This is a genomic window from Nonomuraea sp. NPDC059194, from assembly GCF_042754765.1.
GTDB lineage: Bacteria > Actinomycetota > Actinomycetes > Streptosporangiales > Streptosporangiaceae > Nonomuraea.
Genome location: NZ_JBHZBH010000003.1, coordinates 170,651 through 194,594, shown reverse-complemented (window position 1 = coordinate 194,594; position 23,944 = coordinate 170,651). Strand labels below are relative to the sequence as shown.

The 23,944-nt window shown below is 71.3% G+C and carries 23 protein-coding genes; 10 read left to right on the top strand and 13 right to left on the bottom strand.

What is annotated here, in order from left to right:
- Positions 1-82 precede the first annotated feature (82 nt).
- The 6 genes from ACFXJ8_RS06260 to ACFXJ8_RS06235 form a co-directional block, all read right to left on the bottom strand.
- The gene (locus tag ACFXJ8_RS06260; RefSeq protein ID WP_379642746.1) at positions 83-2,620 is read right to left on the bottom strand and encodes a TcpE family conjugal transfer membrane protein; all 2,538 of its coding nucleotides are present in this window, start codon (positions 2,618-2,620) and stop codon (positions 83-85) included.
- A gap of 96 nt (positions 2,621-2,716) precedes the next feature.
- Positions 2,717-2,986, bottom strand: a complete 270-nt coding sequence (locus tag ACFXJ8_RS06255; protein ID WP_379642929.1) for a hypothetical protein — start codon at positions 2,984-2,986, stop codon at positions 2,717-2,719.
- A 54-nt stretch (positions 2,987-3,040) separates the two neighbouring features.
- Positions 3,041-4,045 (bottom strand): conjugal transfer protein, encoded by a 1,005-nt coding sequence (locus ACFXJ8_RS06250; RefSeq protein WP_379642745.1) that lies wholly within the window; start codon positions 4,043-4,045, stop codon positions 3,041-3,043.
- A 323-nt stretch (positions 4,046-4,368) separates the two neighbouring features.
- Positions 4,369-4,671, bottom strand: coding sequence for a hypothetical protein (locus ACFXJ8_RS06245; protein ID WP_379642744.1), 303 nt, complete (start codon positions 4,669-4,671; stop codon positions 4,369-4,371).
- A gap of 111 nt (positions 4,672-4,782) precedes the next feature.
- Positions 4,783-5,859 (bottom strand): redox-regulated ATPase YchF, encoded by a 1,077-nt coding sequence (gene ychF / locus ACFXJ8_RS06240; RefSeq protein WP_379642743.1) that lies wholly within the window; start codon positions 5,857-5,859, stop codon positions 4,783-4,785.
- An 11-nt stretch (positions 5,860-5,870) separates the two neighbouring features.
- Complete coding sequence (locus tag ACFXJ8_RS06235) at positions 5,871-6,593, bottom strand: hypothetical protein (RefSeq protein ID WP_379642742.1); 723 nt, start codon at positions 6,591-6,593, stop codon at positions 5,871-5,873.
- 95 nt (positions 6,594-6,688) lie between these two features.
- On the opposite strand from ACFXJ8_RS06235, the gene ACFXJ8_RS06230 reads away from it, so the two are divergent.
- The gene (locus ACFXJ8_RS06230) at positions 6,689-7,945 is read left to right on the top strand and encodes a DNA recombination protein RmuC (protein WP_379642741.1); all 1,257 of its coding nucleotides are present in this window, start codon (positions 6,689-6,691) and stop codon (positions 7,943-7,945) included.
- 40 nt (positions 7,946-7,985) lie between these two features.
- The gene (locus ACFXJ8_RS06225; RefSeq protein ID WP_379642740.1) at positions 7,986-8,510 is read left to right on the top strand and encodes a DUF6542 domain-containing protein; all 525 of its coding nucleotides are present in this window, start codon (positions 7,986-7,988) and stop codon (positions 8,508-8,510) included.
- 495 nt (positions 8,511-9,005) lie between these two features.
- Here ACFXJ8_RS06225 and ACFXJ8_RS06220 read toward each other — a convergent pair whose 3' ends face one another.
- Complete coding sequence (locus tag ACFXJ8_RS06220; RefSeq protein ID WP_379642739.1) at positions 9,006-9,965, bottom strand: 4-hydroxy-3-methylbut-2-enyl diphosphate reductase; 960 nt, start codon at positions 9,963-9,965, stop codon at positions 9,006-9,008.
- 101 nt (positions 9,966-10,066) lie between these two features.
- Here ACFXJ8_RS06220 and ACFXJ8_RS06215 point away from each other — a divergent pair, with 101 nt between their 5' ends.
- From ACFXJ8_RS06215 to ACFXJ8_RS06205, 3 genes are all read left to right on the top strand, one after another.
- Positions 10,067-11,194, top strand: coding sequence for a hypothetical protein (locus ACFXJ8_RS06215; RefSeq protein WP_379642738.1), 1,128 nt, complete (start codon positions 10,067-10,069; stop codon positions 11,192-11,194).
- Positions 11,195-11,222: 28 nt separating this feature from the next.
- The gene (gene xseA / locus ACFXJ8_RS06210) at positions 11,223-12,491 is read left to right on the top strand and encodes an exodeoxyribonuclease VII large subunit (RefSeq protein WP_379642737.1); all 1,269 of its coding nucleotides are present in this window, start codon (positions 11,223-11,225) and stop codon (positions 12,489-12,491) included.
- Positions 12,492-12,564: 73 nt separating this feature from the next.
- Complete coding sequence (locus ACFXJ8_RS06205) at positions 12,565-12,798, top strand: exodeoxyribonuclease VII small subunit (protein WP_379642736.1); 234 nt, start codon at positions 12,565-12,567, stop codon at positions 12,796-12,798.
- Positions 12,799-12,862: 64 nt separating this feature from the next.
- Here ACFXJ8_RS06205 and ACFXJ8_RS06200 read toward each other — a convergent pair whose 3' ends face one another.
- Positions 12,863-13,273 (bottom strand): nitroreductase family deazaflavin-dependent oxidoreductase, encoded by a 411-nt coding sequence (locus tag ACFXJ8_RS06200; RefSeq protein ID WP_379642735.1) that lies wholly within the window; start codon positions 13,271-13,273, stop codon positions 12,863-12,865.
- Positions 13,274-13,358: 85 nt separating this feature from the next.
- Between ACFXJ8_RS06200 and ACFXJ8_RS06195 the strand changes: the two genes are divergently transcribed.
- Positions 13,359-13,946 carry a TetR/AcrR family transcriptional regulator gene (locus ACFXJ8_RS06195; protein ID WP_379642734.1) on the top strand — a complete coding sequence of 196 codons (588 nt, stop codon included), beginning with the start codon at positions 13,359-13,361 and terminating at the stop codon, positions 13,944-13,946.
- Between the two features lie 200 nt (positions 13,947-14,146).
- Here ACFXJ8_RS06195 and ACFXJ8_RS06190 read toward each other — a convergent pair whose 3' ends face one another.
- Together ACFXJ8_RS06190 and ACFXJ8_RS06185 are read right to left on the bottom strand one after the other, a co-directional pair.
- Complete coding sequence (locus ACFXJ8_RS06190) at positions 14,147-14,701, bottom strand: DUF4245 domain-containing protein (protein WP_379642733.1); 555 nt, start codon at positions 14,699-14,701, stop codon at positions 14,147-14,149.
- 11 nt (positions 14,702-14,712) lie between these two features.
- Entirely contained in the window at positions 14,713-15,324 is a 612-nt protein-coding gene (locus ACFXJ8_RS06185; protein WP_379642732.1) for a TetR/AcrR family transcriptional regulator, read from the bottom strand.
- Positions 15,325-15,406: 82 nt separating this feature from the next.
- Here ACFXJ8_RS06185 and glpX point away from each other — a divergent pair, with 82 nt between their 5' ends.
- On the top strand, positions 15,407-16,438 hold the full coding sequence (gene glpX / locus ACFXJ8_RS06180) for a class II fructose-bisphosphatase (RefSeq protein ID WP_379642731.1): 1,032 nt from the start codon (positions 15,407-15,409) through the stop codon (positions 16,436-16,438).
- Between the two features lie 65 nt (positions 16,439-16,503).
- Here glpX and ACFXJ8_RS06175 read toward each other — a convergent pair whose 3' ends face one another.
- Positions 16,504-17,157 (bottom strand): DUF1707 domain-containing protein, encoded by a 654-nt coding sequence (locus ACFXJ8_RS06175; protein WP_379642730.1) that lies wholly within the window; start codon positions 17,155-17,157, stop codon positions 16,504-16,506.
- A gap of 54 nt (positions 17,158-17,211) precedes the next feature.
- Here ACFXJ8_RS06175 and ACFXJ8_RS06170 point away from each other — a divergent pair, with 54 nt between their 5' ends.
- From ACFXJ8_RS06170 to ACFXJ8_RS06160, 3 genes are all read left to right on the top strand, one after another.
- Positions 17,212-18,117 carry an ABC transporter ATP-binding protein gene (locus ACFXJ8_RS06170; RefSeq protein WP_379642729.1) on the top strand — a complete coding sequence of 302 codons (906 nt, stop codon included), beginning with the start codon at positions 17,212-17,214 and terminating at the stop codon, positions 18,115-18,117.
- Positions 18,114-18,875 (top strand): ABC transporter permease, encoded by a 762-nt coding sequence (locus tag ACFXJ8_RS06165; RefSeq protein ID WP_379642728.1) that lies wholly within the window; start codon positions 18,114-18,116, stop codon positions 18,873-18,875. The genes ACFXJ8_RS06170 and ACFXJ8_RS06165 overlap by 4 nt, the downstream gene beginning before the upstream one ends.
- Positions 18,876-18,970: 95 nt before the next feature.
- Positions 18,971-20,686 (top strand): BTAD domain-containing putative transcriptional regulator, encoded by a 1,716-nt coding sequence (locus ACFXJ8_RS06160; RefSeq protein ID WP_379642727.1) that lies wholly within the window; start codon positions 18,971-18,973, stop codon positions 20,684-20,686.
- Between the two features lie 1,403 nt (positions 20,687-22,089).
- Here the strand turns inward: ACFXJ8_RS06160 and ACFXJ8_RS06155 are convergent.
- Together ACFXJ8_RS06155 and ACFXJ8_RS06150 are read right to left on the bottom strand one after the other, a co-directional pair.
- Positions 22,090-22,926 (bottom strand): ABC transporter permease, encoded by an 837-nt coding sequence (locus ACFXJ8_RS06155; protein WP_379642726.1) that lies wholly within the window; start codon positions 22,924-22,926, stop codon positions 22,090-22,092.
- Positions 22,923-23,879 (bottom strand): ATP-binding cassette domain-containing protein, encoded by a 957-nt coding sequence (locus ACFXJ8_RS06150; RefSeq protein ID WP_379642725.1) that lies wholly within the window; start codon positions 23,877-23,879, stop codon positions 22,923-22,925. The genes ACFXJ8_RS06155 and ACFXJ8_RS06150 overlap by 4 nt, the downstream gene beginning before the upstream one ends.
- Positions 23,880-23,944 lie beyond the last annotated feature (65 nt).

Here is a 23,944-nt window from a genome sequence, read left to right as displayed (position 1 = left end):
CATGAGCCTCGCCGGCCGATGCTCAGCTGGCCGCCATACCTCCGTCGTGCCAGTCGCTCGGTGCGTCTGGGTGCCCGAGGGGTCACTGCGCCACTTCCTCCTCGCTGGGACGGCTGCTCTGTGCTGATGCGAAACCCGCGACCACGACCCCCGCGAGGGCGAGGTAGGCTCGCCGTCCCGCCGGTCGCAGCTGTCCCGGCTCCACGGGCTCGGTGCCGCTGCGCGCCAGGTCGTCCTCCCAGGGCACCCTGACGATCGCCCTGCACCTGCCGCGGGCCACCGCCTCGGCCTGCTCCACGTCGACCATGCTGCGCCTGCTCACCCCGTTGACCACCATGACCGCGCGTCTGCGCAGGTCCGCGCAGCCGTGACCGTCGAGCCACTCGTACGTCATCGCCACCGCCTCCGCGGCGTCCTCGCTGGCGGGGACGACCAGCACCAGCTGGTCCGCGTACGGCAGGACGCGCGCGGCCAGCGCGGGCGCCGGGTCGACGACGCTCAGCTTGTAGTGGTGGTCGAGCAGGCGCATCGCCTGGCCGAGCCGGTGGTCGGAGTAGAGGGTGCGGTCGGCCAGCCGCTGCTCGGCGCCGAGGTCGGTGTCGGCCGCCACGACCTCAAGACCGCTGCCGGTCCTGGTGGTGAACGCGCGCATGCTGAGGTAGCCGCTGATCTGGCCGAGCCCCGACAGCAGGCTCGTCAGCGTCTCAGGCGACTCGACCTTGACGCGGCTGGTCAGCGTGCTGCCGCCGGTGCTGGCGTCGACGGCGAGCACCCGGTCGTCGCGGTGGTGGGCGAGGGTGTGGCCGAGCATCAGCGCGGTCGTGCTCTGGCCGGCGCCGCCGGTGCAGCCGAGCACGACGACCCTCCTGCTGCCGCCGAAGACCGCTCGCGTGCGCGCCTCGTCGATCTCCGACCCGTCCGTACGGCTGCCGCCACCGCCCACGACCACCTGGGCGAGCCTGCGCCAGCCGCCGGAGGAGTCGCGGCCGACGACGGACTCGACCCTGCGCACCCGCGGCTCGTTGCGCGAGCCTGGCACGGCGGTGCCGGGGGTGGCGGGCGCCTGGACGGCCCTGATGTTGAGCGGCGGCGCACTCTGCGCGGGCCGCGGGGCGCTGTGTCCGGCCGCCGGCGCGCTTTGCGCCGGGGGTGGCGCGGTGTGCGCGGGCGTGCTCTGGGCCCCGGGCGGGGCGCTCTGGGCGGGCGGGGGCGTCGGTTGCGGAGCCAGGCGGGGCTTGGCGGGCGCCTTGGGGAGCTGCGGCTGGGATGGGCGCTTGCCCGGGGCGATCGAGGGGATGGACGGCTTGACCTGGACCTGGAACACGACTGCGGTGGTCAGCGGGGGCTGGCCCTTGCGGTGCTGGTCTCTGGCCTGGTCGTCGGCCTTCCTGGCGTCGTCGGACCGCTGGTCGCCTGTCGACGCCCCGGCCGTCGCGGGGGCGGTCGGCTCGGGCAGCGTGGCCTTCTGCTCGGGCTCCCCCGCCCCTGCGCGCTCGGGCTTGGCCTGCAGGTCCGCGGACGGGGTCGCCACGTGAGCGTCTTCAGGGGCCGCTGTGATCACGTCAGCGGAAGGAGCACCGGTGTGAGCGTCCCCAGGGGGCGTCGCGGGAGATTCCGCGGGGGCGTGTGCTGGCGTGTCGGAGGGGGCGTCGGCTGGGGCGTCGGCGGTGGCGGCCAGCCTGCGCAGCCTGCGGAGGGCCTCGGTGCCGATGGGCTTTGCGGGCGTCTCGGCCTCGGCGGCGGGCTCCAGAGGCTCGGCGGGCGCCTCGGACTCGGCCGCGGGCTCCAGGGGCTCGGCCTCGGCTGGGCTTGCGAGCTCCGGGGGCTCGGCCTCGATCCGGGCGGCGGGCTCCAGAGGTTCGGCGGGGACCTCGGATGCGGCGGTCGCCAGGGGCTTGGCCTCGATCGGGGCGGCGGGCTCCGGGACCTCGGCGACCAGGCCGTCGTCCGTGGCCCCGTCCAGCCGCACGCGGGAGGGGACGGCCGGGTCCGCCTGCCGTACCGGAGAGGTCGGGTGCACCGGAGCGGTCGGGTCCGGCGTGGTCGGGAGCAGCGCGGGAGCGACGACGCCCTGGCGGCGGCCCGTGGCGCCGCCCCAGGCGAGGCGGGTGGGCGCGGACTCGGCGACGGGCGCGTGGGTGGCGGCGGCAGCGGCCGCGGCGACGGCGGGCCGCACCTGGCGCGCCCTGACCGCGGCGGGTACGGCGGGCCGCCTGCGGACGCCCGCGCGGGCCTTGGCACGGGCGGGAGCGGGGGCCGCGCGCCAGACCCTTCCTGAGAAGGCGACGGTCTCTGGCTCACCCGTGGGGGTGAGGCGGCACCACGAGCGGGGCTCGCCCATGTAGCGCAGCTGCGACTGCATGAGCTCGGTCAGCCGCTTGTTCTCGATGACGGGGCGGGTGGACAGCCACGTCACGATGCCGGGCGGGACGAGGTAGAGCACGTGCCACGGCGCCTCGAAGCCGATGCCGACCAGCCAGAGCAGCAGGGACCACGGTGCGAGCACGCCGACGAACACGCCGATCCAGACGATGGGAAGCGGCATGGGCAGCCGTAGGTCGTACAGCTTGTAGAGCCGCTTCTCGATTCGCCAGATATTCGTATATGTAGGCAGGTCCACGCGGTCCTCCTCTCCGCCCTCGCTCGCAGCCGCCGCTGACTCTCATGACCGCACCGGAGCGGTCTCAACCCTGCCGACACCGACAGGGAGAGGTGCTCACTTGATGCCGAGAGCCCCCGCGATCGCCTTGGCCGTGACTTCGATGATGTTGGGAACGTAGAAGATCACACCGATCGCCACAGCCAGAATCAGGAACTGGACGAATCTGGTGATCTCCCGCGTGAAGAGGAAGAACAGCGCGACCACGGAGACGACGACGAGGAAGAGCGGGGCGAAGAACCCGCGCAGGAAGTTGGCGAGACCTCCGGTGTCGAGACCGGTGGGGACGGGTGTCGGCGTCGCCAGTTCGATCAGGTTCAGGATGATGGTTTTCACTCTTGGTCCTCCCGGGGGGTATCGATCAGCAGCGCGGTCGTGCGTCTACCCAACGGCCCGACCGGCACCGCGGATGTCCTCGACGTACCATTTGTCGCCCTGCTTCTCGACAGTGAGGCGGTAGGCCTGCTCGAGGCGCCCGCCGACCGCACCGGGGTCGGTGGCGCCGGGCGTGGCCGAGGGAGTCGCGCCGGTCGGCACGCCCCACACCACGACTGCCTGGATCTCTCTGGTGGCACCCCCCACAGGCACCACGACGTTCTTGAGCTCGATGAAGGTGAAGGCCCCTCCGAAGCTCGGCAGGCTCTTGCCCGCGACCAGATAGCGGGACAGGTCGGAGCTGCCGTCGGCGTACGCCTTGAAGAAGCCCTGCAGCTGCGGTCGCAGCTCGGCCTCCGCGCCCTCGTCGCCTTCTGTCTGGGCCGCCTGGGGCAGCTCGGCGGCGGCGGGCGCGGGCAGCAGCGCGGGATGTCCCGAGACCACGAACCGGCCGCCGGAGTAGAAGACGGGCACCGACAGCAGGAACCTGCGGGCGCCCGACTGGAAGGTCAGCGTGACGATCGCGTTCTTGGCGTCGACCGTCTCCACCCCGAAGGGCTGCAGGTTGGCGGCGAACATGCGGCCGTAGCCGTCCCAGCCCCACTGCGGGTCCTCGGTGCTCGGCAGGTACGGCGCGAGCTGCCTGCTGCGCTGGTCGAGCTCCTCGGACTTCATATTCAGGTAGATGCTGGCGAACTGCGTCGCGAACGCGGAGGCGCGCTCGGCGGGAAATGCCTGGCTCGTCGGCGAGGGGACATTCGCCGAGGGAACACTCGCCTGGGTGAATCGCTCAAAAGGTGCACGAACCCCATTGACCACGATAACTACAATAAGCGCCCAGAGAATGGCGCGGCCGGTCCAGACGAGCCATCGTCCGCCGCCACCCGCCCAGCCGCCACGCTTGGCCGCGCGCCCACCGCCCGGAGGAGCCTGGTCGAACTCCGGGTATGCCGAAAGCTCGGGGTCGCCAGCGATCCGAGGATCGTGCTGGACAGTTGACCTACGAGCCATCACGCCTCCGCTCGCGCCGATCCCCGCGGCTGGCGCGATGTCGCATCATCCGTGGCGAAGCAGTCACCCTATCGAGTCTCGCCAATTGTTCCAGGAAAGCCACGCCCATGCTGCAGGCATCGCCGCGTGTGGGCAAACCGAGTCTGCATGACAGGAAGGAGTTCCAGTTCCTGTCCCTTTCCTGTGGAATTGGCGGGTGACCAGGCCAGACAGGTGGGCCGCATTACCCGATGGCCAGAGATTGCTGTCCAAAGGGCATAGGCACTGTCCCGAACCACACATTCGGTATAAGCGGGGGCGTGTGGCCTGGTCAGCGCGGGTGCTCAGGCGGTCTCGGGCCCGTCCGCGGGGCGCAACCGGCGGCGAGTTCGCAGATCGATCACTCTCGGCGCGTCGCTCTGCGGCCTGACCCTGTCGAGCCGGCCGCGAAGATCGGCGAGCATGGCCTGAGCGTCACGGTGGCGCATCCGGCGCATGACCTCTTCCCGCTCCTCCATCTTCCTGCGCAGGTAGGCCTCCCTGTCGACGCGCAGGCCGTACATCAGCTCGACCCTGAGCAGGGCGAGCTCCTCCTCCAGGCTGATGCTCGCCAGCGTGGGGGTGGTGGGGCGTCGGTTCCGGAGCATGCGACGGATCATGATCTGTCCTCCCGAGTCAGCGTGATCGCCGTGACGATTCGACGCGCCAGGGCTGGAAGGGGTTGACGCCCATACTGTCCCGGTTTCGCCGGACTCGTGTCAGACGTTGAAGCGGAACTCCACCACGTCGCCGTCGCGCATCACGTAGTCCTTGCCCTCGATGCGCGCCTTGCCCGCCGACCGGGCGTTGGCGATGGACCCCGCCTCGACCAGGTCGCCGAAGGAGACGACCTCCGCCTTGATGAACCCGCGCTGGAAGTCGGTGTGGATGACCCCCGCCGCCTCCGGAGCCGTGGCGCCCTTGCGGATCGTCCAGGCCCGCGTCTCCTTGGGGCCCGCCGTGAGGTACGTCTGCAGCCCGAGCGTCTCGAACCCGACCCTGGCCAGCTGCGACAGCCCCGACTCCTCCTGACCCACCGACTGCAGCAGCTCCAGCGCCTCCTCGTCGGAGAGCTCCACCAGCTCCGACTCGATCTTGGCGTCGAGGAAGACCGCCTCGGCGGGCGCCACGAGCTCCGACAACTGCTGCCTGAGCGCGGAGTCGACGAGCTCGTCGGCGTCGAGGTTGAAGACGTACAGGAACGGCTTGGCCGTCAGCAGGTGGAGGTCGCGCACCTCGGCCCGGTCGAGGCCGCTCTCGAAGATGGTCTTGCCGGTCTCCAGCACCTTCAGCGCGGCCTCGGCGGCGTCGAGCGCGGCCTTCTTGTCCTTGTTGACGCGCGCCTCCTTCTGCAGGCGCGGGATGGCCTTCTCGACCGTCTGCAGGTCGGCCATGATCAGCTCGGTGTTGATCGTCTCGATGTCGCGCCGCGGCGAGATCTCACCGTCGACGTGGGTGACGTCGGGGTCGGTGAAGACGCGGATGACCTGGCAGATCGCGTCGGTGTCGCGGATGTTGGCCAGGAACTGGTTGCCCCTGCCCTGCCCCTCGGACGCGCCGCGCACCAGGCCCGCGATGTCGACGAACTCGACCTTGGCCGGGAGGACCTTGGCGGAGGCGAAGATCTCGGCCAGCGTGGCCAGGCGGTCGTCGGGCACGCCCACGATGCCCACGTTCGGCTCGATCGTGGCGAACGGGTAGTTGGCCGCGAGAGCGTTGGCGCTCTTGGTCAGCGCGTTGAAGAGGGTGGACTTGCCGACGTTTGGCAGGCCGACGATGCCGATACTGAGGCTCACGTGGCCCGAGTTTACCCGGCCACCAGGTGCAGGCAGGTCACCGGCCGAAACGCCCCCCGTGCCGTGACGAAACGATCGGAGCCCTGCGGGCAGTCGCGGCCCGACCTGCCGAACGCGGTCACGCGGGCCCAGGCGCGGCCCGAACCGCAGGCGACCCTGCGCACCTTCTCGTCGACGCACGCGCCCTCGGCGAGCACGCCGCCGCCGGAAGCCAGACAGGCCACCTGACCCTCCATCGCGAGCGCGTCGACCGTCCCGCGCGGGCAGTCGGCCATGCGCGTGACGACGGCCACGGTCATGCCGTACCAGCCGGGGGTGGCGCACGGCAGCTCGCGGCCCGCGCGGTCCAGGCAGTCGCCCGCGCGCAGCAGGCCGCCGCCCGCGCCGCGAGCGCCGGGGTGGGGTTCGACGAAGTACTGCAGGCAGGCGATCGCGCGCTTGCCGACGCGGGCGATCTCGTCGGTGTCGGCAGGGCAGTCCAGCGGGTCGCTCTCCATGGCCAGCACCTCGGCGTGGCCGCCGTTGCACGCGGTGAGGTCGAACCTGGATCCCGACTCGATCACGCACGCCCCCGGCGTCCAGGCCGGAGCCTGCCGGGCGGACGAGCTCGACGTCGCCGTCGCACCCTCGTCGCGGGCGCGTCCGGCGATGACCGCCCCTGCCGCCGCGACCACGAGCGCCGCGACGACGACCGTGGCGGCCAGCGCGACCAGCATCCTCGAACCCGTAACCATATGGGTACTGTGAGTGACGCAGCCGGTTGGCACAAGCGGAATGCGGCAGGCGTGTCGGCACGACCGGGGAAGCCGCCCCTGGAAAGATGCGAACAATGGATGTCGTCTCGCTGCTCATCGGCCTCGCACTCGGACTGGCGGTCGGCTTCCTGCTGGCCAGGACCCGCGCCGCCGTACGCGTGGCGGAGGCCGACGCCCGCGCCAAGGCCGCCGCCGACAAGCTCGTGTACGTCGAGGAGCAGCTGGCGGAGCGCTTCCAGGCGCTGTCGACCCGCGCGCTCGACGTCAACAACGTCCGCTTCCTCGAACTCGCCGAGACTCGCATGGCCGCCAGCCGCGCCGAGGCGACGGGCGACCTCGACCAGCGAAGGCAGGCGGTCGAGCACCTGGTCGAGCCGCTGAAGGACCTGCTGGCGCGGGTGGAGGCCCAGCTGCGCGACACCGAGTCGGGCCAGCGCGCCGCCCGCGCCGAGCTGACGCAGCAGATGGAGTTCGTACGGCAGAGCAACGACCAGCTCCGTTCCCAGACGACCGCCCTGGTCAGGGCGTTGCAGCGGCCCGAGGCCAGAGGCAGGTGGGGCGAGCTGCAGCTGCGCAGGGTCGCCGAGATCGCGGGCATGCAGCGCTTCTGCGACTTCGACGAGCAGGTCGTCGAAGGACCCCACCGACCCGACATGGTCGTACGGCTGGCGGGCGGCAAGAACATCGTCGTCGACTCCAAGGTCTCCCTGGCCGCCTACCTGGAGGCCGCCGAGGCGGGCGACGAGTCGATGGCCACCGTCCGCCTCGACGCCCACGCCAGGCACGTCCGCGAGCACATCGACCGGCTGGCCGCCAAGTCCTACTGGCAGTCGTTCAACCCGTCGCCCGAGTTCGTGGTGCTGTTCATCCCCGGCGAGGCGTTCCTCGCCCCGGCGCTCGAACGCGACCCGGGGCTGTTGGAGTACGCGATGACCAAGCGCGTCCACATCGCCACCCCCACCACGCTGATCACCATGCTCCGCACCGCCCACTACGCCTGGCAGCAGGCGGCGCTCAGCGAGAACGCCCGCGCGGTCTTCGAGCTCGGCAAGGAGCTGTACGAGCGGCTGTCGTCGCTCGGGCGCAACGTCGAATCGCTCGGCAAGGCGCTCACCAGGGCCGTCGAGAGCTACAACAAGACGGTCGGCTCGCTGGAGACGAGAGTGCTGGTCACGGCCCGCAAACTGCACGATCTGGGCGTCGTGGACGGTGACCTCGACGCACCGGGCATGCTCGAAGGCCTCCCGAGACCGCTTGCCTCACCCGAACTGCTCGAAACCTCGCCTCTGATAACTCACGTGAACGGTAAGTTGGCTGGCGACCTGTCCTAGCGCACGATGAAGACAGGTCGCCGGTAAGGGGGGCGGGCACATGGGTGACAAAGGCAGGCGTCCGGCCGTCAAGCTGACGGCCCGCGGCGCCATCGCGCTCATCCTCATCGGCACGTTGGCCGGGTACGTCGTCGCCGCGCTGGTCGACCTGCCGATCCTGGTCGGCCTCGCGTTCATCGGCTCGTGCCTGGTCGGCGTCACCCTCGTCAACCCGCGCGAGCTGCTGTCACTGGTGGTCACGCCGCCGATGGTGTTCTTCGGCGCCACGCTGATCGTCGAGCTGGGGCGGGCGCTCGGCAAGGGCTCGGTGACGCAGGCGCTGGCGCTGGGGCTGTTCACGTCGCTGTCGGCCGGGGCGCCGTGGTTGTTCGCGGGGTCGGCGATGGTGCTGGCGATCGCGTGGAAGCGCGGGCTGACGGCGAACGTCAGGGAACTGCGCGACGAGCTGCGGACCGGCGTGGACATTCCCCGGCCGCGCGCCCCCAGGGACCAGGCGTTCGTGCCGGAGCCCGAGGGTTATTACGAACCCAAGGTGTACGGCACGCCCCGCTCCCCCGACGAATAACCACCCGGCCCGTCAGCCCCTCGCGCTGTCGTGACCTGACGCCGCTCCATCGGGAAGACGCCAGCCGAGAGACCACTCCCGATGCGCCGTGGCCCGACGACTTTCACGGGAGCCGCCATCGTCGTCCGACGTCGCTCCTCCGGATCCCGCCCGCCCGCAGATTCCGGCCCGGTGCGCCGCGGCACCCGACCCACGGAAGCGGCAATCGCTTCTCGGAAAGACGCCCGCCCAAGACCCGGCGATCCCCCGGGGGGAGCCGCCAACGTCGCCTGACGTCGCCCCGCCGAAAGACAGGTGGCCCTTCCCCAGGGAGCCGGTCACCGTCACCCGACGCCACTACTCCCCAAAAGACGCCCGCCCGGCGACCGGTGATCCGCCCCCTCGGGGGGTCACCGTCGCCTGACGTCGGTGGCGGGCAGGACCGGGCACCCCGGGGGACGGTCGCCTGACGTCGGTGCCGTCTCCGAGGGGTCACGCGGCTCCCGGAGATCCGCGTCAGCCGACCCTGAGGTCCTTGCGGAGCTCGTGCGGCAGGGCGAAGCGCATGCTCTCCTTCACCGACTCGACCTCCTCGACGTCGTCGAACCCGTGCCCCGCCAGGTACGACAGCACCTCGTCGACCAGCTCCTCGGGCACCGAGGCGCCGCTGGTCACGCCGACCGTGGTGACCCCGTCGAGCCACTCGTCCCTGATGAGGGAGGCGTTGTCCACCAGGTACGACGCCGCGCCGAACCCCTTCGCGACCTCGACCAGCCGCTTGGAGTTGGAGGAGTTGTCCGAGCCGACCACAATGACGAGCTGCGCCTGCGCCGCGATCTCCTTCACCGCGACCTGGCGGTTCTGGGTGGCGTAGCAGATGTCGTCGCTCGGCGGGTCGATCAGCGTGGGGAAGCGCTCCTTGAGCTTGGTGACCGTCTCGATGGTCTCGTCGACCGAGAGCGTCGTCTGGGAGAGCCACACCAGCTTGCTCGGGTCCTTCACCTCGATGCGGTCGACCGAGTCGAGGCCGTCGACGAGCTGGATGTGGTCGGGCGCCTCACCCGCGGTGCCCTCGACCTCTTCGTGGCCTTCGTGCCCGATGAGCAGGATGTCGTAGTCCTGGTTCGCGAACCGCTTGGCCTCGTTGTGGACCTTGGTGACGAGCGGGCAGGTGGCGTCGACGGTGCGCAGCTGCCGCTGCTCGGCCTCGGCGTGAACCATCGGTGAGACGCCGTGGGCCGAGAAGACCACGATCTCGCCCTCGGGGACCTCGGCCGTCTCCTCGACGAAGATCGCGCCCCGCTCTTCCAGCGTCTTGACGACGTGGGTGTTGTGGACGATCTGTTTGCGCACGTAGATGGGCGCGCCGTACTGTTCGAGGGCCTTCTCGACCGCCTCGACTGCACGATCGACTCCAGCACAGTAACCGCGCGGTTTGGCTACGAGTACACGTCGGGCGGGGGTCTTTGGCTCCATGTTCCTATGCTACGTGGAAGAGGCCACCCGGCCCGCCCGTGCACGTATGCGCGGAAGTTTGCCAGACTGGCCGCCCACAACAGACCTCCCAGGGAGCCGGCATGTCTCTCAGTGACGTTGTCCGCAACATCGCTAAAACTGTCACCAATCGCGAAGAGCTCAAGGAGAAGGCCAAGGAGCTGCCGCTCTTCGTCATCCAGACCTCGCTCAGCGCCGCGGGCCAGGCGCTGCTGTTCGCCGACCGCGTGAAGAACGCCGTCAAGGGGCTGGGGAGCAGGGAGAGCGACGAAAGCGAGCGTCCTGCGGCGCAGGTTTCCGCGCCGGACACAGTCGAGGAGGACAAGCCCGCCCGCAGGGAGCCGGTCATCTTCGCGCCGCGCAAGGACAAGACGACGACCGAGCGGCCCGAGCCGGTCATCTTCACGCCGTCGAAGGAGGGGTCGGCGAACGGCTCCGCCGCCAAGACCGCCCCACCGGCCGCCGCGCCTGCCCCCGAGGCCGCCGCCGCGCCTGAGACCGCTTCCGCGACCGCCTCACCGACCGCCTCGCCGACCACCGAGGCCGCCGAGCCGGTGGTCGCGTCCGCGCCCACTGCTGAGGTCGCCGAGCCCGCTGTTCAGCAGGAGTCCGCCACGCCCGCAACGAAGGTCGCCGAGGCCGAGCCCGCGAAGGCGGAGCCCACCGCCAAGGTCGCCGACGGCGCGAAGGCGGAGCCCACCGCCAAGGTCGCCGACGGCGCGAAGGCGGAGCCCACCGCCAAGGTCGCCGACGGCGCGAAGGCGGAGCCTGCCGCGAAGGTCGCCGAGGGCGTGACGACAGAGCCCGCCGCCAAGGCCGAGACCGGCACCAAGCCGGAGACCGCAGCCAAGCCCAAGGCCGCTGCCAAGCCCAAGGCCGCAGAGCCGAAGGCTGCCGCAGAGCCCGAGGTCGACGCCGCCGACGTGGCCGGGGCCGCGCCTGCCGTACAGACGACTCAGGTCGGCGACGCGGACGGCGCCGAGCTGGCGAAGGCCGCGCAGGCCACCACGTCCGCCGCCGAGGCGGTCGAGCTGGTCGAGCCGCTGGCCGGGTACGCCGACCTCAGCGTCGCCTCCCTGCGCGCCAGGATGCGCGGCAAGTCCGTCGCCCAGATCCAGGAGCTGCTCGCCTACGAGAAGGCGACCACCGCCCGCGCGGACGTCGTCCGCATGTACGAGAACCGCCTCGCCAAGCTGGAAGCCGCCGAATAGTCGGTCGCGCCCCATAGCCTGAGGTGTCATGAGCGCGAAAACCACGCCGGAGCAGCCGCTGCCGGTCCGCACGGTCCTGCAGATGGTCGCGGGATGGATCGGCAAGCTCGGAACGGTGTGGGTGGAGGGCCAGATCACCGAGCTGACCGCGAGGGGCGGCACGGTGTTCATGACGCTGCGCGACCCCGTCGCCAACGTCTCCGCCAGGGTGACCTGCCCTCGCGGGGTCTACGAGGCCGCGATGCCCCGTCCAGCCGACGGGGCCCGGGTCGTGGTCAACGTCAAGCCCGACTTCTGGGTCAACCGCGGCTCGTTCGCCTTCACCGCGCTGGAGATCCGCCCGGTCGGCGTGGGCGAGCTGCTGGCCAGGCTCGAACGGCTGCGCCAGGTGCTGGCCGCCGAGGGGGTGTTCAGCGCCGAACGCAAGCGCCGCCTGCCGTTCCTGCCGGGCACGATCGGCCTGATCTGCGGGCGCGACTCGGCGGCCGAGCGCGACGTCCTGGAGAACTCCCGCCGCCGCTGGCCCGCTGTCCGGTTCAAGGTGGAGCAGGTGGCGGTGCAGGGGCCGTACGCGGTGGGCGAGGTCACCGAGTCGTTGCGCAAGCTCGACGCCGACTCCGAGGTCGACGTCATCGTCATCGCCCGTGGCGGCGGCTCGCTCGAGGACCTGCTGCCGTTCTCCGACGAGTCGCTGGTGCGGGCGGTGTCGGCGTGCCGTACCCCTGTGGTCAGCGCCATCGGCCACGAACAGGACAGCCCGCTGCTCGACCTGGTCGCCGACGTACGCGCGTCCACGCCCACCGACGCGGCGAAGAAGGTCGTGCCCGACGTGGGCGAGCAGCTCACGCTCATCAGGCAGTTGCGCGACCGCGGGCGCCGGGTGATGGGCGGCTGGCTCGATCGGGAGATGGCGTGGCTCACCTCGGTGCGGTCCCGGCCCTCGCTCGCCGACCCGGTCAGGGAGCTCGAACGGCGCGCCGAACAGGTCGACGCGCTGCGCGAGCGGGCCAGGCGGGTGATGGGCGGCTCGCTCGACCGGGCCGCCGACGACCTCACCCACCTGCGCGCCCGGCTCGTGGCGCTGTCTCCGGCGGCGACGTTGGAGCGCGGCTACGCGATCGTGCAGCACCCGTCGGGAGATGTCGTACGGCTGGCGCGCGACGTTTCGCCCGGCGACCGGCTCACGATCCGCCTCACGGACGGCAGGATCGCGGTGACGGCCGACCCCGCCGACACCGACGACCCCGCCGACGCTGCCGAACCCGCGGGCTCTGCCGACCTCCCTGAGGGCGGCTGATGCGACACGCACAAGCCGACGTGGCGTGTGGTCGTGGGGCGATTCTGTCGGGCGCGCGCCCTAGGGTGGTGCGGTGGCAAAGAACGAGACGCCGTCGTACGAGCAGGCCCGCGAGGAGCTGACCGAGGTGGTGCGCCGCCTCGAGACCGGCGGCCTCACCCTGGAGCAGTCGATCGAGCTGTGGGAACGCGGCGAGAAGCTGGCCGCGATCTGCGAGGAGTGGCTGCAGGGCGCGAGGGTGAAGCTGGCCGCCGCGATGGCGCGCCGGGCCGAGCCCACCCAGCAGGACGACGACCGCCCCTTCTAGGCGGCACAGACCAGCAGCACAGACCAGCAGCACAGAACGGCGGCGCGGAGCGGCCGCGGGCGGCTCAGGCGGCGCGCTTGAGGGCCACCACGGGGATGCGGCGGGTGGTCCTGGCCTCGTAGTCGGCGAACGTCGGCGCGATCGCGACCATCTCAGCGTAGAGACGGTCGCGATCGTCGCCCTCGATCACTTCGGACGTCGCCTCGAAGGTCTCGGTGCCGAGCTCCACCGTCGCGTCCGGGTGGGCGAGCAGGTTGTGGTACCAGGCGGGGTGGTTGTCCGCGCCCGCGTTGGAGGCGATGATCACGATCCTGTCGCCGTCGCGCAGGTACATCACCGGGGTCGTGACGCGCTTGCCGCTCTTCGCTCCGGTCGTGGACAGCAGCACGAGGGTGGAGCCGTGGAAGTGGCCGCCGACCACGCCGCCGTTCGCGCGGAACTCCTCGATGATCTTCTGGTTGAACTCGGACGGCATGCGAACCACTCCCTGTAAGCGGAAAACTCTCCGATTCCGTAGATTAACCGGAGACTTCTCCACTTACAAGAACTATGATGCAGCGATGAGCCGTGAACTGCCGATCGCAGGCCAGCCTCCCGCCGAACGGGCGGACGCCGCGCGCAACCGGCAGAAGATCATCGAGGTGGCGGCCAGGATGGTCGCGGCGGAAGGCGCGGACAACCTCTCCCTCGACGAGGTGGCCCGCGAGGCGAACGTCGGCGTCGGCACCGTCTACCGCCGCTTCGGCGACCGCGCGGGGCTGATCTACGCGCTCATCGACGCGAAGGAGCGGGAGTTCCAGGCCGCGTTCATGACGGGCCCGCCGCCCGTCGGCCCCGGCGCCCCGCCCGCTGAACGGGTTCGCGCGTTCCTGCACGCGCTGATCGACAGGAAGGTGGCGCAGCGCGAGCTGTTCCTGCTGCTGGAGGCGGGTCCGCCCAAGGCGAGGTTCAGCGGCCCCTACCAGGTTCACCACACGCACCTGGCCACGCTCCTCGCCCAGGCCAGGCCAGACGCGGACGCGCGTTTCCTCGCCGACGCACTGCTCGCCCCGGTCAACGCCTGCCTGATCAGCCACCAGCAGTCCGAACGCGGGATGACCGCCGAGGCGATCAAGGCAGGCATGGACGACCTCCTGCGCCTGCTCTGAGGGGGCATGGCCGACCTGCTACGAGGGGCCTTCTTGGCCGACCTGCGGCACACGGGTGGGGGATTTCACGGGCGCCGTGACGGCGGGGACCGGAGTCCTGCTGGGCGCGCGCCCGCAGCGGGCGGTACCCCGTGACCGCGGAGGCGCCAGACCGGCTTGCCGTACGGACTGAAGAGGGACGGCCACCAGAGGCGCCCGGGTCAGTTGGTGGGTTTGGGCTGGGGCTTGAGGGTGGCGGCGAGGGTGGTGAGGTCGGGCCAGTCGGCGGTGCCCGTGACGATCACGGTGGTGCCGGGCAGGAAGCGGACCAGCGTGCGCTGGTTCTTGTCCTCGCGGAACCGCTTCTCCCAGCTCGCGCCCGCGATCTGCACGGCCCCGAGGGACTTGTCGGAGTTGGCGATCCGGCTGGCGAAGGCCGCTGCGGGCTTCTCCGCGCCCTGCACGATCATCGCGTGGTGGCGCTCGTCCTCCGCGTCGGGCGCCGTGGCGTAGCCGACCGACAGCACCGACGAGCCGTCGGCGCCCTTGGCGATCCTGTTGCTGTTCGGGATCCAGTCGGCGGGGTCCTTGGCGGGCGACCACACCTCGTGCGGCACCGACCTGTTGTAGTTGGCCACCGTGATCGTGTAGTCGAGGCGGGGGACGTGCTGGCCCTGCCTGCCCGTGGGCGCGGACACCACAATGATCACGGCGAGCGCCATGCAGACGAGCAGGGCGAACGCGTAGCCGTAGAAACCTTGAGTGAACCGTCGCACGAATGGCGAGGTTACCCGGTGGAGGCGCCGCCCGCCGAAGCGACCGGCCTGATCTGCCCGATGATGGCCAGCACGTCGTCGGCGAGGCGGCGCGCGGCCGACTCGTCCTCCGACAGCACGACCTCGGACACGGCGGCGGCCAGCGCGCCCGTCACGACCAGGACCAGCGCGCCCTCGTCGTCCTCGAACAGCGCGGCGTTGCGCTTGGCCCAGGTGCGCAGCCTGTCGCGCATGATGACCTCGAACCCCGGGGGCCCGTCGCCGCGCAGGAACAGCGCCGCCAGCTCACGCTCCTCCAGCGAGCCCGCCAGGTAGGCGTGGGCGGCGGCGAGGAACACCCTCATCGGGTCGGCCTCACCGGCCGCACGCACCTCGCGCGCCGCCTGCTTGGTCCGCTGGGTCTGCCGGGCCTGGAACTCCTCGAACAGCGTCAGGTAGAGGTCGGCCTTGCCGGAGAAGTGGTGGTACAGGCTGCCGACGCTGGCCTTGGCCTTGGCGACCACGTCGGTGACGCCCGCCTCGGCGAACCCCTTGTCGACGAACACCTCGCGAGCCGCGTCGAGAAGGGCCGCGCGGGTGGCGGCACCGCGCCCTGTCGCCAGGCGTTCCACATCGCTGCTCATGGCAGGCACATTATCCTCCGCTGACCGGGCATGGAGGGGCAACTACGATCGAGTCAGTTGTCCCACGAGGAGGCTCATCACCATGTCCGAGACGTCTGTCCCTCCTGCCCTTGCCACGGGCGAGCACGCACCCGACCGTAACTTGGCGCTGGAACTGGTCAGAGTCACCGAGGCGGCGGCGATGGCCGCGGCCCGGTGGGTCGGCCGGGGCGACAAGAACGGCGCCGACGGGGCGGCGGTCAACGCGATGCGCCAGCTCATCAGCACGGTGTCGATGGACGGCGTGGTGGTGATCGGCGAGGGCGAGAAGGACCACGCGCCGATGCTGTTCAACGGCGAGCACGTCGGCGACGGCAGCGGCCCCGAGTGCGACGTCGCCGTCGACCCGATCGACGGGACCAGGCTGACGGCGCTCGGCATGCCCGACGCGATCTCGGTGATCGCGGTGAGCTCGCGCGGCTCCATGTACGACCCGTCGGCGGTCTTCTACATGGAGAAGCTGGTCACCGGGCCCGAGGCGGCCGACGTGGTCGACATCAACGCGCCCGTCGCCGACAACGTCAGGGCCGTGGCCAGGGCGAAGGGCTGCTCCTCCGCCGATGTCACGGTCGTCATCCTCGACCGGCCCCGCCACGAGCAGATCGTCAAGGAGATCAGGGAGACCGGGGCGCGGATCAAGTTCATCACCGACGGCGACGTGGCCGGCGCGATCATGGCCGCCCGTGCGGGCACCGGCGTCGACCTCATGCTCGGCATCGGCGGTACGCCGGAGGGCGTCATCGCCGCCTGCGCAATCAAGTGCCTGGGTGGGGTCATCCAGGGCAAGCTCTGGCCGCAGGACGAGGCCGAGCGGCGGCGGGCCCTCGACGCGGGCCACGACCTGAGCAGGGTGCTCACCACGAACGACCTGGTCACCTCCGATGACGTGTTCTTCGCGGCGAGCGGGATCACGCAGGGCGAGCTGATGAGCGGGGTGCGCTTCCGCGGCGGAGTCGCGGTGACGAGTTCGCTGGTCATGCGCGGCAGGTCTGGAACGATCCGCAAGGTGGAGAGCGAGCACCAGCTGTGGAAGCTGCGCGCCTACAGCGCGATCAACTTCGACACGGCGGGCTAAGCCAAACCACGACGCCGAACCACGACGCCGAACCACGCCGACAGCGCCGCCGCGGGGCCCGCGGGTCAGCGGCGGCGCTTGCGCTTGGGCGGCTCCTTGACCTTGACCTCGCCCAGGAAGTTCGACGTGCGCACCTCGATCACCGGGCAGTCGGGGTCGGCCTGCTCCCGCGTCAGGCGCACCGTCTTGCCCTTCGACACCCTGACGACCTCGACCCCCTCGGGCACGTGGATCTCCAGGCCGCCGAACATCAGCGTCGCGTTGATCACCACCCGCCGGTTCTGCATGATCGCGTCGCGCAGGTCGAGCTTGGTCGTCCCGAACATCGCCGTCACGGGCAGTTCGGCGGGCACCACCCAGCGGCCCCGGCGCTGCTCCTGCTTGAAGATCGCTGACACGGGGCGGTCGTCCAGTCTGAAGGGCTGCTCGTCGGCGGGCAGCAGGTCGGTGGTCAGCCCCGCCAGCTCCCCGAGCGTGCGCGCGTTGTAGAGCGCGGTCAGCCGTTCCTCGAACTCGTCCATGCCGAGCCGCCCGTCGGCGACGGCATCGTTCAGCACCTGCGCCACCCTGTCGCGGTCGGCGTCGGACGCGCGAAGCTCGTGTGGTCGCAGCTCATGTGGTTGCGGTCCTTCGGCCGGTTTCGGCCGCCGCGCCGAGACGAACTCCTCGGCCAGCCGCTCACCGACCTCCTGCAGACGGGGAAGCCAACGCTCGTTCACACCCTCGACGATAACCCCAGGCGTTTGTCGGTGGCGTTGCCTATCGTGGCGTCTATGCACGCGATCGTGTTGCGAGGTGTGACCAAGCGTTACCCCGACGTCATCGCCGTCGACGGGCTCGACCTGGAGGTTCCCGAAGGCAGCTGCCTCGGCCTCCTGGGCCCCAACGGCGCCGGCAAGTCCACCACGATGCGCCTGCTCACCGCCCAGTCGCTGGCCGACGAGGGCGAGATCCAGGTGCTCGGCCTGCGGCTGCCCAAGGAGTCCAAGCGCGCGAGGGCGCTCATGGGCGTCGTCCCCCAGCTCGACAACCTCGACGAGGAGCTCACCGCCAGGGAGAACCTGGAGGTGTTCGCCCACCTCTACCGCGTCCCCCGCGCCGAGCGGCGCGCGGCGGTCGACCGGGCGCTGGGGATCGCCCAGCTCACCGACAGGGCCGCCACCCGCACCGTCAACCTGTCAGGAGGAATGCGCAGGCGGCTGCTGATCGCCCGCGGTCTGGTCCACCAGCCACGGCTGGTGCTGCTCGACGAGCCGACCGTCGGCCTCGATCCGCAGGTGCGCCAGGAGCTGTGGTCGTTGATCGTACGGCTGCGCGAGGAGGGCGTCACGACGCTGATGTCCACCCACTACATCGAGGAGGCCGAACGGCTGGCCGACGACTGCGCGCTGATGTCCCATGGCCGCATCGTCGCCAGGGGCTCGCCCGAGGAGCTGATCAAGGAGCACGCCGGCGCGCAGGTCGCCGAGCACTACGCCTCCCAGCAGCGGCAGGCGGAGATCGCCGCGCTGGCCGCCGCCGCGGGCGTCCCCACCCGCAGGACGGGCCCGTCGATCTCGCTGCTGAAGGCAGACCAGCTTCCCAGCTCGCTGGAGGAGGAGCTGGGCGCGCCCGACGTCCGGCGCCCCGCCAACCTGGAGGACGTCTTCGTCGTGCTGACAGGAGAGGCGGTCGAATGATGGAGTTCGCCCCCGTGCGTGCCGTCTGGCGGCGCGAGCTGGCTCTCTACCGCCGCTACTGGGCCTCGACCTCGTTCGCCGCCATGACCGAACCGACCATCTATCTGCTGGCGTTCGGCTACGGTTTCGGCTCCGTGGTCGGCGCCCTCTACGGCTACGACTACCGCGACTTCGTCGCGACCGGCGTGGTGGCCACGGCGGTGCTGTTCATCGGGGCCTTCGGTGGCATGTTCAACACCTTCATCCGCCGCACGTTCCAGCACACCTACGACGCGATGCTGGCCGCGCCCGTCGACGTCAGGGAGCTGGTGACGGCCGAGGCGTCGTGGCTGGCCGTCAAGGCAGGCGTGTACGGCTGCGCGCCCATGCTGGTCGGCATCGCCTTCGGCCTCGACCCGAGCTGGGGCATGCTGCTCGTGCCGTTCATCGGGTTCCTGACCGGGCTGGTGTTCGCGCTGTTCGGGGTGTGGGTGTCGGCGATCGTGCCGTCGATCAACACCTTCGACTACGTCATCACGGGCGCGCTCACGCCGATGTTCATGGTGGCGGGCACGTTCTTCCCGGTGACACAGCTGCCCGCGTGGGTGGCGACGGCGGCCCAGCTCAACCCGCTCTACCACTGCGTGGAACTGGTGCGCGGAGCGGTGTTCGGGCAGCTGGGCGTGGACGATCTCGGGCACACGGTGGTGCTCGTCGCCTACGCCGCGCTCATGTGGGTGCTGGCGGTGTGGAAGATGCGCGCCCGCCTGATCGACTGACGCCGGACACCCCGCTCGCCGGTGGCACTGATACGGCCTGCGCAGAGTGCCGCCCCCCTGTCGACCACCCTGAGAACCTCTGGGAAGCTACGCCCGTGCGAGTTGTCCTCCTTGGTCCTGTTCAGGCCTTTGCCGACGACGCCGCGCCGATCGAGATCGGCGGCGTGCGGCTCCGAATGTTGCTGGCCCGGCTGTCGGCGGAGGCCGGCCGTCCGGTGTCGGCCGAGTCGCTGATCGACGATCTGTGGGGCGAGGAGGCGCCGGCGGGTGCGTCCAGCGCGCTGCAGGGTCTGGTGTCGCGGCTGCGCAAGGCGCTGGGGGCGGCCGGAGGCGTTGAGTTAGTGGCCGGCGGCTACCGGCTGCCGGTGCGCGCCGAGGATGTGGACGTCAACCGGTTCGAGGAGCTCGTCACGCAGGGCAGGCGGGAGCTGGCTGGCGGCCGCGCCAAGGAGGCGGCCACGCTGCTGGGCGCCGCTCTCGGGCTGTGGCAAGGCGCGGCACTGGCCGACGTGCTGGACGCGCCGTTCGCCCGCAACCTGGCCACCCGCCTCGACGGCATACGCGCCGCCGCGGTCGAGGATCGCCTGGACGCGGAGGTACGGCTCGGCCGCCACGCCGAGGTGCTGGCCGACCTCACCACCGCCGCTGCGGCGGACCCGCTCCGCGAGCGGCTGGCGGAACTGCGGATGCGCGCGCTGTCAGCCGCGGGCCGCCAGTCCGAGGCGTTGGCGGTCTACGAGGAGATCCGTGCCAGGCTCGCCGACGAGCTCGGGATCGACCCCTCGCCCGAACTCCAGGAGACCCACCTGGCGCTGCTTCGCGGCGAGCTGGACCGGCCTGCCGTACAGCCGGACCGGCAGGCGGCGCCGTCGCGGCTGCCGGCCGCGCTGACCAGCTTCGTCGGCCGCGAGCGCGAGCTGGGCCGCCTGGCGGCGCTGATGCCGACCTCCAGGCTGGTCACGATCGTGGGGCCGGGCGGTGCGGGCAAGACGCGGCTGTCGCTGGAGGCGGCGGCCCGCGACCGGGCGCATGGACAGGGCCGGATCTGGTTCGTGCCGCTGGCCGGAGTCGGCGCGGGCGACCAACTGCCCGACGCGGTGCTGGGCGCGTTGAACGGCCTGTACGACGGCGGCGGGATGCAGCAGGTCGCCGCGGTCGACCGGATGGCCGGGCTGCTGGACGTCGGCGACGCTCTGCTGGTGCTCGACAACTGCGAGCACGTGGTGGAGGCGGCCGCCGATCTGGCCGCGCGGTTGCTCGACCGGCTGCCGCAGCTCAGGATCCTGGCCACGAGCAGGGAGCCGCTGGCGATCACCGGGGAGGCCCTGTGCCATCTGGGGCCGCTGGAGCTGCCGCCCGCCGATCCGGAACCGGCCGAGGCGGCGGACTCGGCGGCGGTGCGCCGGCGTCCGTCCAGACTTCACGCTCGACGCCGGTACGGCCCGGGCCGTGGTGGAGATCTGCCGCCAGCTGGACGGGATGCCGCTGGCCCTGGAGCTGGCCGCGGCGCGCATGCGGTCGATGAGCGTCGACCAGGTCGCCCGCCGCCTCGACGACCGCTTCCGGCTGCTCACTGTGGGCAGCAGGAACGCGCTGCCCCGCCAGCGGACGCTGCTGGCGGTGGTCGGGTGGAGCTGGGACCTGCTGGACGAGCAGGAGCGGACGCTGGCTCGCCGGCTGTCGGCCTTCCCTGGCGGCGCCACCCTGACCGCGCTGGAGCACGTCTGCGCGGACGCTTCCCTGCCCGCCGACGACGTGGTGTACGTGATCGGCTCGCTGGTGGAGAAGTCGCTGGTCCAGCAGGACGGTGAGCGGTACCGGATGCTGGAGACCATCCGCGCCTATGCCGCCGCCCAGCTGGCCGAGTCCGGTGAGGAGGTCTTCGCCGGGTTCACCCGGTACTTCCTCGCACTGGCCGAAGAGCAGGAGCCGCTGCTGCGCAGGCGCGAGCAACTGGAGGCGATCGCGGTCTTCGACGCCGAGCACGACAACCTGGTGTACGCGCTGCGCGGAGTGCTGGAGGCAGGGGAGGCGACCGCCGCCGCGCGCTTCGTCAGGGCCATGTTCTGGTACTGGGGCATCAGAGGAATGAGCACCCAGTTCGAGACCTTCCTCGGCGAGGTGCTCGCGCTCGGCGACCGCCTGCCGGAGACGACTCGCGCCGCCTTCCAGGTGGTCAGGCTCGCCGCCGCCCGCCCGTCCGCCGAGCTGCCGCGTCCCGACGTCGACACGTCGGCGGCGCTCGGCTTCCACCCCGCGCTGCCGCTGCTGCGCATCTCACACATGGCCGGTGACGACGGCCAGTTGGAGGAGGCGCTCCATCATGACGACCCCTGGGTGCGCGCCAGCGCGCACTGGGCCCGCGACTTCCTCCTGATCGAGCAGGGCGACCCGGACACCGGCCGCGAGAACCGGCGGGAGGCGCTGCGCGGTTTCGAGGAGGTGGGCGACCGCTGGGGTCTGGTGATGAGCTGTCTCTCCCTGGGCCGGGAGCACAGCCTGCGGGGCGAGTACCAGCAGACCATCGCCCTCTACGAGCGGGCGCTGGCCGTTGCCACAGAACTCGGCACGGAGGAGCACTTGTACTACGCCTGGGCCGCGCTGTCCACGGCGCGGATGCGCAGCGGTGACATCGAGGGCGCCGTACGCGACATCACCGCCGCTCGGCGCCAGGCCAGGGCACTGGGCCACCGGCGGATGGAGAACAGCCTGCTGATCTACCTGTGCAGCGCGCATCGCCGGGCGGGCGAGTTCGACCAGGCGGATCAGGCCCTGGACCAGGGGGAGGCGGTCCTGCACCGGATGCTCTTCCCCGAAGAACTGGGCAGGGACCTGCTGGCGGCGGAGCGGCTGGCGGCCCGGCTGGCGGCGGGGGACGCAGGCCCGACGCGCGGCCTGCTGCCCAGGGCGATCCGCGGCCTGATGGCCTACGGCAACGCCAACGGCACCGCGTGGGCCGCCGAGCTGCTGAGCGGGGTGCTCGTGCTGGAGGGCGACCCGGCCGGCGCCGCCACCGCGCTGGGGATGTCGCAGGTGATCCGCGGCGCGCTCTACAGTGGCGATCCGGAGATCGTCCAGCTGATCGGCCGGCTCGTCGAAGCGCTCGGCGAGGACGGCTTCCACGCCGCCTTCGACCGCGGCGCCACCATGCCTCGCCAGGACGCGCTGAACCGGCTGACCGAAGAGGCGGGCCAGCCGGTGGCGTCGTGAGAGGTCAGGCGGCGTTCCTGCGGTAGGCGCGCATGGCCAGCGGGAAGAAGATCGCGACGGCGGCGGCCATCCAGGCCAGGCTGCCCAGCAGCGGGCCGGCGACGGCGCCGCCGTTCATCAGGCCGCGCAGCGTCTCGGCCATGAGGCTGACGGGATTGACACCGGACCAGGCCTGCAGCCAGCCGGGCATGGTCTGGGAGGGGACGAAGACGTTGCTGGCGAAGGTGAGAGGCAGGATGAGGATGGTCATCATGCCCTGCACCGCGCCGGGCGACTTCACCAGCATGCCGAGGTAGACGGAGATCCAGCTGAAGCTCAGCCCGAAGACGAGCAGCACGGCGATGGCGACCGGCAGCGCGGCGAAGGTGGTCTGCACCCGGTAGCCCATGGCGAAGGCCAGGCCGAGCAGGACGGCCAGCGCCACCACGTAGCGGACCAGGTCCGCCAGCACCGCGCCGATCAGGGGTGCGGAGCGGGCGATGGGCATGCTGCGGAAGCGGTCGAAGACGCCGGTGCCGGCATCGGCGTTCAGCGAGACCCCGATGCCGATGCTGGCCTGGAAGACGGTCATGACCATGATGCCGGGCACGACCGTCTGCAGGTAGGCGTCCGGGTCGCCGCCGCCGATGGCGCCGCCGAACAGGTACACGAACATGAGCAGGAACACCACCGGCGTCAGGATGACGTCGGCGAGCATGGCCGGCGACGTGCGGAGCCTGGCGACGCCGCGCCCGGCCAGCGCGAGGCCGTGCCGTACGGCTTGCAGCGGGCCGACCCGCAGCGGGGCGGGGCGGGCGGCGTGGTGCGGGGCGTAGGGCTGTGCGACGGTGGAGGCGCTCATGCCGCGGTCCTTTCGGCGGAGGTGCTCTGGCGGGTCATGGCCAGGAAGACTTCATCCAGGCTGGGCAGGCGCAGGCCCAGCTCGTCGGCGCTGATGCCGGCCGCGTCCAGTTGCCGGACGAGGGCGGAGACCAGGATGGGATCGGCGGCGGGGACCGACAGCAGGCCGGTGTTGGCGTCGCGGGTCGGGGTGAGGCCGGTGAGCTGGGTGAGGAACCCAGCGACGGCCTCGACGTCGGCCGCCAGAGTCGGGCGGACGTGCAGGATCTGCCCCCCGATGCGGCGCTTGAGGTCGCCGGGCCGGCCCTCTGCCACGACGCGGCCCTGGTCGACGACCGTGATGCGGTCGGCGAGCTGGTCGGCCTCTTCCAGGTACTGGGTGGTCAGGAGCACCGTGGTGCCGTCGGCGACCAGGGCGCGCACCACGTCCCAGAGTCCGTTGCGCGTGTGCGGGTCCAGGCCGGTGGTCGGCTCGTCCAGGAACAGCACCTGCGGCCGGCCGACCAGGCTGGCTGCCAGATCCAGCCGGCGCCGCATGCCGCCGGAGAAGGTCGCGATCGGGCGGGTGGCCGCGTCGGTGAGCTCGAAACGCTCCAGCAGGTCGGCGGCCCTGGCCCGGGCCTGCCGCGTCGAGAGGTTGAGCAGGCGGCCCAGCAGGACGAGGTTCTGCATCCCTGAGAGCGTCTCGTCGACCGAGGCGTACTGGCCGGTCAGCCCGATCAACGCGCGAACCCGGACCGGGTCGCGGACCACGTCGTGGCCGCCGATCGTGGCCCATCCGGCGTCGGGGCGCAGCAGGGTGGCCAGGATCCGCACGGTGGTGGTCTTGCCGGCGCCGTTCGGGCCTAGCACGCCGACCACCTTCCCGGCCGGCACCTCCAGGTCCACGCCGTTCAGCGCGACCGTGTCCCCGTACCGTTTGACCAGGCCCTCGGCCCGGATCGCGTATGACATCGTGACTCCCTCTGTTCTCGACGGGAGCAACGATGCCGGGAGCCGCTAACAGCGGACGGATAACG